The following is an 11,145-nucleotide window of genomic DNA, read 5'->3' on the forward strand; positions in this document are numbered from 1 at the left end:
GTAAATCGATTCCTACTACTAAACAAAGTGTATTTGATCAGGATCCACTGTTAAGAACGAACGATTTTTCAGTTTCATCTTTTTCAGTTCGAAGCTCGGGTACTACTTTCCCCTCATTGCTCGAAATTGTTAGCATTATGGAGATTAGCGCAGGAATAGCAAAAATGACGTTTACTAAAATCCCCAAGGGCGCTGCAGCCTCTACGTTTCCAGTTGCTATTACCGCTCCGTAAACAGCTGCTGAAATCGCTATTCCAAATGAAAAGCCAAGTGAACTGGACATTTTATAAATTCCTGATGCCACTCCGATTTTATCGATCGAAACACTCGCTACAGCCGTATCAACAGATGGGGTCGCGTACAATCCTAGTCCAGCGCCTGAAAGCATGAAGCCGAAAAATACGACAATTATATAAGTCATATCGGGCAAGAAAGTTAGCGCAGTTAAACTAATCCCAACAGAAGACATGATGGATGCAGCTATCATAGGTTTTCTCGCACCTACTTTTTGCAGCAATTTCTCGCCAACACGAATCATCAAAAGAAGAGCTACTAAATTACCGATTGTTAAAAGGCCTGACTGAAACGCTGTAAAACCTCTTGATATCTGCACATACGTATTCGTCACAACAAAAGTTCCAGCAACAGCATTTAGTAAAAAGTTTGAAGTCGTTGCTCCCGTATAAGCTTTAATTTTAAATAAAGAAAAATCAATAAATTTATTTGATTTCCTTATTTCAATGATAAAGAATAAAACACTTCCAATCAAAACGGCAGCAATCAAGGCGATCGTAAGCGGGCTTGTCCATCCGAACTCATCTCCACGCGTAATGGTTAAATTTAGTGCGAGCATAATACCGATAAAGATTATAAAACCGGTTAAATCAAATCTAGAGTTATTCGATTGTACAGCTTTACTTTCGGCTATGTCTTTCAGTAGGTACATCGCAACTAAAGAGATTACGATGGAAAATACAAAAATCCATCTCCAGCCCATGTACGTGGCAATGGCGCCGCCTATTAAATATGTGGAGCCACCGCCTCCCCAAGAACCGATTGACCAATAACTAAGGGCACGCTGCCTGTCAGCCCCCTCAAAGTATGCTTTAACTAAAGCAATAGTTGAAGGCATAATACACGCCGCAGAAAAACCTTGGATAATGCGACCTGTGATTAAAAGTGTAGTATCTTGTGCTAAAATAAGGCATAAGGAACCAATAATGCTTAAAATCAATCCTAAATAAGTTAGTTTCTTACGACCGACTTTATCAGAAATTCCACCAGCCGCAACAATAAACATACCCGAGAACAAAGCTGTTAAACTGATGGCAATATTTAACGTTCCTAATGAAATACCCAAATCTGCTTGAACTGCGGGACCAATGCTTACCATTGACTGAGCAAAAAGCCAAAATGTGAGTACAGCCAATACGATGCCGATCATCATTTTAGTTGAACCTTGCTTGCTTGTTTCCATTATAAACCTCCTATAATTCTATCTAAGCCTTCTTGCCGTATATATCTGAGGAGATACTCTTAATTATTCTTTCAATAATAAAGCGCTTTCATTTTTTATTATAAAGAACTATTTTAACTCCATATTTATCCACAGCTTTCTTTACTACTCGACCCAGATTTAGTTTATACAGGTTATCCCAACAGATTTAAATAACAAGCGTGACAATGGATTGTACATTATAGAGGAAGCTGTACATCTTCCTCTATAGTATCAAATTTAGTTCTAGCTATTTATTTGCATAGCTGAAGCAAACTGCAGACTATTTTCTTTTTCCTTTAAAATAAAACTAATAAAATCAAGAATAAGCCTTGCCCCCACCTGACTCGTTATACCAGTTGGGTCGTATGGCGGAGAGACCTCCACTAAGTCGAAACCAATAACATTTCCCCTTTTTGCAATCCCTTCCAAGAGCTCATTCACTTCATCATAGTACAATCCACCAGGAGAAGGAGTACCTGTTCCAGGTGCCAACGATGGGTCTAATCCATCGATATCAATTGTTACATAATATTTTTCCCCTTCTGGAATCAGATCTAGCACGGATTCAAGGCTCATTTTCCTCATTTGTCGTGGGGATAAAATGACACTGCCATATTCCCGAGCGGCATCTACATCTTCTTTTGTACTACTACTAATTCCACGAATTCCGAATTGGAACATTTTATCGACGTAGTCCATTTCCGATAAACGACGAAGCGTGCTACCATGTCCATATCTTTGTCCCGAGCGATGATCTGCCCAATCCAAATGGGCATCTATTTGGATAACGTGGAATGGACCAACGGAATCCAATGCTCTCCCTACAGGAATAGTAATGGAATGGTCTCCCCCCATTACAACAGGTATAGCTCCTTTGGAAACAATTTTTCTAATCGATTCTTCCACATTGTCGAAGCTCTGTTCCAGATCACCATGCACGATATCTACATCACCGCAATCGACTACTTTACAGTCTGGACCTAAGTACATAATATCTTTTTCAATATCATAGGCCCCTTCTAATCCGAAACTATACAAAGTAGAGCCTTCTCGCATTCCGCGTGGTCCCATTCTGGTTCCCGATTTCCATTGTGTTCCCATATCGTAGGGAACACCAATAACCGCCATATCCGCGTCTAATTCATCGAGACTTGTACAGATTGGATATTTCCCAAACGAGCAAATACCCGTGAACGGTAGGTTAAGAATTTGTTTTTCATTTTGATTCGTCATTATAATTCCTCCTCATGGTTCAATTATTGGTTTCAAGAAAGAGCGTGAGTGCCAGCATCTTTTCTTGGTGCTATACATTATTGCAAGTATCATGCCAACAGCAAGAGACTGGATTACACCAAAAAACCTAGTCAACTCTGACTAGGTTGGTTCATGATATATTGATTAATCTTTCGATTGGCAGTGGATTGACTGATTCCTAATTTTTTAGACAACTTAATACTGCTTGGATACTTTTCATACATCCGAACAATATAATCGCCTTCAATCATTTCGATATATTGATGTAAAGTCATGTCCTTTTGGAAATGGGTGATATCAACTTGGTCGACGTCAACAATCGTGTCATTGGAAGTAATCAAGATGCGTTCGATGAAATTTCTTAGTTCCCTAATATTTCCTGGCCATTCCTGTTTACTTAACCAAGAAAACATAGTTGTAGAGAGCTCTTTCTTTAGGTTATGTTTATCGTTAAATTCATTTATCAGTTCAGACACTAAACCATTTATTTCTTCTCTTCTTTCACGTAAAGGTGGAATGAAAATCTTGATGACATTAATTCGATAGTATAAATCTTCTCTAAATCTTTTTTCTACAATTAATTGTTGTAAGTTTTGGTTTGTTGCACATATGATTCGACAGTTTAAACGAATGATTGAATTGCCACCTACACGTTGTACCGTCCGATTTTGAAGAACAGATAATAGTTTAACTTGGAGATTAAGTGGCAGCTCGGAAATCTCATCAAGAAATATAGTTCCTTTCCCAGCGGCTTCAAAATAGCCTTTTTTCCCGCCTTTTCTTGCACCCGTAAACGCCCCTTCTTCATATCCAAAAAGCTCCGATTCAATTAATGATTCAGGAATGGCGCCACAGTTTACTTCAATAAAAGGCTCCGTTTTCCGAATGGATTTTTGATGGATTTTCTGCGCTATATAGTTTTTCCCGACTCCTGATTCCCCTTCCAGTAATACTGAAACGTCTAAGTTAGATACCTTTTCGACAATGCTGAAAACATATCCCATTTTACCGAAATCAGTACGTGAAAGGGATGACTGTTCATTTTTCATCTTTTCAATTTCTTTCTCATATAAAAGCATTCTTTTAGCTACTTGATTATTTGTCTTTTTTAGATAATCAAGTTCTGTAATATCTCTTGAGAAACTAATGACCCCCTGTAGTTTTTGATCGTCATCAAAAATCGGATAAGCAGAGACAACTATTTTCCTTCCCATTATCGTTTCTTGAATCATCGTTTCAACTTGTTTTGTTTTCAGTACTTTACCTGTAACCGAAGGGGATAAAATCCCTTGTTCTTCTAGTGCAAAAACATTTTGATTCATAATTTCTTTAGCATCGATTCCAAAAAAGTTTTTAAAGCTTTCACTCGTAAAAATAATGGTGCCGTCCGCATCAGTCACAAAAATTTCATCGAACGAATATTTAATAATACTTTCTAAAATCAGATGACTTTGCTGTAGTGGAAGCACTCCTATTCCCCCTAGTCAATTATGATTACATACTATTCTAAATTGACTACAAATTCAATGAAAATATGAACGATATAGATTGAAATAAAGAATCCCATTGAATTCGCTACGGCGCTCGGATAATATAGGTATTCATTTGTTCACCATATATAGTATCAAAGAGCGAAAAAGAGGACAAAAAGTGACACAGCGCAATACTGTAATCATTCGTAGTCCTCTGGTTAGGTTGGGGGGCTGTTTTTTTATATTCTTTAAATTAAATGTTCATATAATGATGCATGTTTTGTCATGCCTTTCCCTCCTAATTTTTATACCTAAAATACCACATCAGACATCTTAGTCGATCACTTGCCTCTTTCTCACCAAAAGTAAAAATAGTACGAGCGCAACGCTGCTACACGTAATAATAATTATTCCCATCGGCAACGCCGTTTGATCCCCTGCAATTCCTACGAGTGGCGCAACGATAGCCCCTCCGATAAATGGGAGGAGCCCCAGAAAGGCCGAAGCACTTCCAGCCGATTTCCCTTGGCTTTGCATACCGAGCGAAAATGCGGACGTTGATACCATACCGACGCTTGAAACGACGAGGAAAAGGGCTACGGTCATTGCCAATAATGGAAGTTCATTTAACACAACGATAACGAGTATAATACTTCCCGTGAATGACACTAAAACCCCTGTTAACAGTAATTTCACTTCGCCAACTGTGCTTGATAATCTTCCTGTCACTTGCGCCGCGATTATAATGCCGACACCGTTTAGTGCAAACAACATGGAAAACTGTTGAGGTGTGACATTGTAAAGGTTTTGCAGAACAAAAGGAGACCCCGCAATGTACGCAAACATACTCGACATAATAAAGGCTTGTGTGCCCGCTATCCCCATAAACACGCGATTTTTAAACAAATTCCCGAATGTCTTGACGACCGCTAACATACTTCCCTCAGACCTTTTTTCTTTAGGCAACGTCTCAGGGAGAAAAAACGTAACGGCCAAAAACAGCATGAGACCAATAATCGCTATTATGATAAACACGACGTTCCATGAGGCGAAATTTAACACAACTCCACCCGATATTGGCGCAAGAATCGGTGCTGCGCCGTTTACAAGTGCAAGTAATGCAATAAACTTCGTCAAATCTTTACCGGAATACATATCCCGTGCAGATGCACGGGCGATAACAATTCCCGCCGCACCGGATACCCCTTGGATAAATCGTAAGCCAATAAAAACCCAAATCGTCGTGCTGAATGCACATAACACGGAGGCAATCGCGTACACAATCAACGAGAATATGAGTGGCCGGCGTCTTCCCCGAATATCACTCAATGGACCGAATATTAGTTGTCCGACTGCAAGTCCTATTAAACATGCGGTCAAGCTTAATTGTGCAAGCGATGTTGAGGTATGTAAATCAGTTGCAACAATTGGAAGTGCCGGCAAATACATATCCATTGATAGCGGTCCAATAGCCGTAAGGAACCCCAATAAAAGTACAATCCAAAACTTATGTAATGTCACTTCTTTTTTCACTTTATCCACAAGAACACGTCATTCCCCTCTTATTCAATGAATCCATCATTTATCAATAATCGTTACAAGTTCGCAACTAGCTGTCCTTTCTTGAGCATTTGGTACATGTTTCGGATACCCATTCATTCGTATGTCTTGGCCTCTTTCCCAAGCCGCAAGTTGGAAGTTTTTTTTCTTGAAACATGTACGTACTTCCTTGCCACAATCATACCATGTATTGGTACTTACTTTATCTTCTGAAAACAATATTTCTTCACTTATGAACTATCAATCTACACTAAAAATAAACCAACCTCTGCAATCCTCTAACTCATTTAGGAATGATTGCAGAAATCGGATTTCATAAAACTTTGTTAAAACTCCTTTGTTGGTTGGACCGTTCTCGGGAATGGTTGGAGGCTTTCAGAGATTGGTTGGGGGCTTTTCTGCGTTCGTTGGACACTTCGAGGGTTTTGTTGGACACTTCGAGGCAATTCCCGAAGCCCCCACTGATTCTAATTGCTCAAGTCTACTAGTACCCACACAATCATAGACAGAAAAAGACGCCTTCCACATGACCATTTACTGTGATCAGCTGGAAGGCGTCTTCAATCGATACTACAGGGTTCTTATCTTAGTCTTACATCAATTTCTTTATTGAAGTCCGAAATTCGGGGTACAGTTTATTCTTCAAACAACCTTTATCCATCCATGCAAATCATTCTATGATGGGGTTGCTGAATTGTGTTAGACATCATGATTTTCATTTATTCCTAGTTCTTAACTAATCTTGCCTCAAGATGCAATTTGCGTATCAGCTAAACCAACCTGTTTCCAAATCAGTTCCACCCACTCCGGATGATCAATAAACGGATTACGGTTACCTTGCCATTCCTGGATGACATTGTTGCGATTCCGTTCAAATTCATCGACTGGGTCTTGTTTATGCCATTCTAGTAGGACTGAAAGTTTACCATGGTATGGTGCACTTCCGTTATTCAGTTTTTCATTTAATTCGAGGTCTACACGATCGCCTTTTTCATAGCGTGTCGCCATATAGAAGAGAATTCTTGCTACGTCGCCTTTTACTCGATCTGGTGGCTCAAATGAATTCGTAGTTTTAAAACATCCGTTACATCCTTTAACTGCGCTTCCGCCGTTATCAAAATCCAAATTTCCTCTTAAACCATTTACTTGAACATCCGTAGGACGCAAGTGATGGATATCTGTGCCTTGGCCTATACTTGTTCCAAAGTCACCGTGCGATTTTGCCCAGGTATGTTCGCGGTTCCAGTCGCCGTTATTCCCTCCGTTACGAGTTTTCGAGCGGGACTCTCCTGAATAAAATAGAATCACATTGTTGGCGTTATTTGGGTCTTCATCTGTTTCACGCAATGCTACCCATGCTTGATCGTAAGAAAGCTCTATATGTCCATCAATAATTTCATGAAGCGCGTTTTTTAACGCTTGTCCATCTTTACCAATCGCACCTTTGTAATAGTTATCTGTTGGCAATTCAACATCAACTGTTACCGTTACGGAAAAACTAATTGTAACAGACTTATTCCCGTCTGAAGCCGTCACTCCTACGATATAGTTACCTTCAGAGAGTGTTAGATTTAATGAATTCCCTTCAATTGTGCCCAGCGTAGACACGAAAGTAAGCCCGTCGTTTTCAGGTTCGGAAAAGTAGTCAGTCAATAAGAGTGAGATCGATTCCCCATTTTTAACTGTTTGATTCGGAATAGCTTTCTTTACAATCGGTGCATTGTTTCCACCAGGCAAAGAAGGAACCACAATGGGTTCCCCTTTCGCATTTGTGAATATAATGTTTTCCTTACTTGCACCGTTGATAAATTTAATGTCTTGAATGTTTTCAGCGCCTCTAACTTCTTTTACGTTCGCGCCATCAATGATGACTTCTTTTACATGAGTACCCTTGATATCAATAATCGCTCCAGACTCAACTGACTTAAGTGTTACTGCTGTGCTTGCAAAGCCTACACCATGGAATTCTGCATAAGCACCTGTGAACACAATACCTTCGATAATAACTGACTTGTCGTCGAGTGTAATAGAAACGCTCGGCTTACCAATTGTTAATTTTTTCGTTTTAAGATTTTTAATGTTGTATATTTTTTCAGCTTTGCTTGGCACAACAACATCTTCACCTTTAAGATCAATTTGAACCATTACAGGGTCATGGTCACTTGCACGGCCTTGAGCTTCTGTATAGTTTGCATTGATATGGATCATGTCTACTTCTGTTTTGTTTTCTAAGTTTTTAGAAACAAGAATATGGTCTAATACTTGGTTGTTTCCTTGGAAGAAATAAGAGAAACGATCGTTAGCTGGTGCTTTATCTACCATATTAACCATTTCGTTACCTTTAAGTATTTCTAGTGTTTTTGTAAATTCGAAGTCGTTCATATCCCCAGCAAGAACGATGTTTAAATTAGGATCTTTTGCTAATCCGTCTTTGATGAACGCATTAACAGTAGTAGCTAATTTAAAGCGTTCTGCTTCAGAACCTAAAAATGGAGGTTGTGAAGAGCCCCATAATGATTGGTCCCCGCCTTTAGAATTTAAGTGCACACCGATGACAACTACTTTTTTCCCTTTGAAGTCAAATTGAGCTGCAATCGGCTTACGTGTATCTTTAAATTTGGATGGATCTAGCACACCTGGATTCAATGCCAAGTTTCCTTGTGCATCCCATGAATTTCCTTCTGAACCAGTGCCATTTTCACCTTCGACTAATGAAACACGTTCCGGATTGTACAGGTAGCCAACACGAATGTTACCACCAGGTGCTCCCCCATTATCATTATCTTTAGGCGCAACCTCAGTCCATTTATACGTTTTACCACCTGCTGCAGTAATCGCCGCGATTAAGCGTTCATAGTTTTTTGATCCATCGACGGTTCCTGAATTTGTTTCTCCATCATTATCTTGCACTTCTACTAATGTAATGATATCGGGATTTTTCATGTTCGTTACAAATGTTGTTGCAATTCTTCTAACCTTTTCATCGGAAGTTGTCATAGAGAAATTTTCTATATTGTAAGATGCTACTGTTAGTTTATCCTCAGTAGGTTCAATATGAGTTATTTCTACTGTTCTATTACCTTTAACAAGTGTCGGTAATGTTTCAGGTAATACTCTGTATCCATCAGCTGTATAGGAGATTACGCCAATAACATCTCCGTCAAAATGATCTCCTGATGTAATATCAACTGATCCCGTATTTGTTAAGAATATCTTTTCTGGATTGTAGTCATCCGCTGCAATAGTAAGCCCACCTAATAGATTGAACTCATTATTTGTTGTACTCTCCACTACGATTGGAGTAGCTCCACTATATGGAGGACCAACTACTTTTGCATTTGGGAATGAAAGCCGCATAAATTCTACTGATTCCCAGAAATCGATACCGTCTTCCGCCGGATCAAATGAAGTTAAGTTATCATTATCAATTATTTTATTTGGTGGAATAATATCTACTCCTACTACAAGCGGTGCTGGAAGTTCTGCTGTTCCATCTGTTTTAACTTGAGTTGCATTAATGCGCGTTGTAGATAGATTTACGCCACTACCATTTTCTGCCACAGTACCTGTCACTTTTACTTTAGCGCCAACTTTAACACCATTTGCCGATTTGTTCACTTGGATTGCTTCTGATGTCGAGTTGTCTTTATCTGCATTTTCCACATCTTGCATCACAAAGTTTGTTCCATCAATTACGTACGTTACTACACCAGTCACTTCTGTCACTGTTGCGCCAACATATGGTGATTGATGACCTTTTCCTTGGATTTCTCGAATGATTACACCATCTGCTTTAACAATCGTGTAAGTAAAACTAAATGCTTCACTTGTCGTTTCGTTTGTTACTGCAATTGCTTTAATCGTTGTTGTTCCAGTAGGTAATGAGATTGGAACATTGTATTTAGTGCTCGCTTGAGTTGGTTCCGATCCGTCAAGTGTGAAGTAGATTTCAGCACCTTCCAAACCTGATCCAAGTGCAATTTTCGTATCTACTGGTACCGTTCCTTCATATGCAGAAGAGTAAACTGCTGGTTTGTTAACTAAGTCAAAACTTTCAAGACCTACTGTTTTAAGCTGGAATGTAGTTCCAAAGATTGCCGCGATACCTGTAAGATTTACTTTATCGCCTTCTTTGAAAACTTTGATGAAGTCAGCGTATACGACTCCTGTACGATTATCATGTCGTACAAGTACCTTTTCACCATTTTCTGCTATTGCTTGGAATTCAAAAGTCCCATAATTATCAACTGTTAAGTCAGTAATCGTAACATTATTTATAGTTACTAATTCTCCTTGTGTATCTTCGTTCACTCCAGACGGTTCTACAACTTGAGCTTCTGGAATGCTATTTCCTGATGAAATCACTTCAATAATAGGATTTTCTATTTCTACTTCATTTGAATAAGTTATTACTTTACCTGTTACTTTAATTTTATCCCCAGGTTGAACATTCGCTGAGCTAGCGTATACATACATACCTGCTGTTTCATCCTGCATGTAGAATGCTCCATTGCCCCATAATCCAGGATTAGTAGTGACAATTCCTTCGATTTGAACAGTTTGATTAATCGCAGTACGGGCTCCTGATATTGTTTGAGTATCAGCGATTGTATACGTAAATATTGATAGTTCACTATTGTCTAATTCTTCCTTCATAGCAATTGCCTTAACTGTAGTTGCCTCATTAATGATAATTGGCGTTGTATATGACGTACTTTCGATAGTTGGATCTGTTCCATCTGTCGTATAGTAGATTGTTGCTCCAGCAGTTTTTGTTGATAATGTAATTTCAGTTCCCGCTTTAACACTTGAAGCGGGAGTAGATGCAGTTACAGCTTCAACTAAATTAGGGTCTACTGGATCTGGATTAGTTGGTACTTCATTCGCAAAAGCCATAGATGTTGGTGATTTCAGACCTGCATGATTTCCAAAATATTTTTCAAGCGATCCTCCCATCACCACTTTTTTCCCTATATTAGTTGGATTTGTCTGCAAGCCAAAATCTGTTCGTAATGAAGCCGGTGAAGCTGGTAATTGAACATATATCATTTTTGATAAATCAGTTTCTTCAGGAGTTGAAGCAATTGCATAATTGGTATTTGAAGTAGCAGTACCTGTTACACTTGTTTCACTCACTACAAAACCTACTATATAACCCTCTACTGATATATTTTTACTCGCACCTACTACATATTGTTCAATTGCTTCATCAACCGTTATTGACGTCTCTGCTGAAGCACTTGTTACTGATATGAAAGGTGTAATCATTGAAACTACTAGTAAGAACGCTAATACAATCTTACTAAAAACATGATTTAATATCCCTTTACTTTTCATCCAATTCACCCCTAAAGTTTTTTG

General features: G+C 38.9%; 6 protein-coding genes. All 6 read right to left on the reverse strand.

All coding sequences use genetic code 11. From position 1 onward, the window contains the following. Positions 1-37: 37 nt before the first annotated feature. The 6 genes from AZE41_RS18575 to AZE41_RS18600 all read right to left on the reverse strand — a co-directional run bounded on the left by AZE41_RS18575 (position 38) and on the right by AZE41_RS18600 (position 11,121). Positions 38-1,480, reverse strand: a complete 1,443-nt coding sequence (locus AZE41_RS18575; protein WP_231885852.1) for an MFS transporter — start codon at positions 1,478-1,480, stop codon at positions 38-40. Positions 1,481-1,741: 261 nt separating this feature from the next. After that, positions 1,742-2,731: an agmatinase gene (gene speB / locus AZE41_RS18580; protein ID WP_082786711.1), complete on the reverse strand. Its 990-nt coding sequence runs from the start codon at positions 2,729-2,731 to the stop codon at positions 1,742-1,744. A gap of 131 nt (positions 2,732-2,862) precedes the next feature. Beyond that, a complete protein-coding gene (locus tag AZE41_RS18585) occupies positions 2,863-4,221 on the reverse strand; it encodes a sigma-54 interaction domain-containing protein (RefSeq protein ID WP_067212675.1) in 1,359 nt (452 codons plus the stop codon). Positions 4,222-4,557: 336 nt separating this feature from the next. Further along, the gene (locus tag AZE41_RS18590) at positions 4,558-5,766 is read right to left on the reverse strand and encodes a multidrug effflux MFS transporter (RefSeq protein WP_067212677.1); all 1,209 of its coding nucleotides are present in this window, start codon (positions 5,764-5,766) and stop codon (positions 4,558-4,560) included. A gap of 36 nt (positions 5,767-5,802) precedes the next feature. After that, positions 5,803-6,003: a hypothetical protein gene (locus tag AZE41_RS18595; protein ID WP_067212679.1), complete on the reverse strand. Its 201-nt coding sequence runs from the start codon at positions 6,001-6,003 to the stop codon at positions 5,803-5,805. Between the two features lie 528 nt (positions 6,004-6,531). Continuing rightward, a complete protein-coding gene (locus AZE41_RS18600; protein WP_082786713.1) occupies positions 6,532-11,121 on the reverse strand; it encodes an endonuclease in 4,590 nt (1,529 codons plus the stop codon). Between the last annotated feature and the right edge of the window lie 24 nt (positions 11,122-11,145).

The sequence above is a fragment of the Sporosarcina psychrophila genome (genome assembly GCF_001590685.1).
GTDB lineage: Bacteria > Bacillota > Bacilli > Bacillales_A > Planococcaceae > Sporosarcina > Sporosarcina psychrophila.

Coding starts and splice junctions, on each gene's coding strand:
- speB (WP_082786711.1), bottom strand. CDS start 2,731: ATGACGAATCAAAATGAAAAACAAATTCTTAACCTACCGTTCACGGGT.
- AZE41_RS18600 (WP_082786713.1), bottom strand. CDS start 11,121: ATGAAAAGTAAAGGGATATTAAATCATGTTTTTAGTAAGATTGTATTA.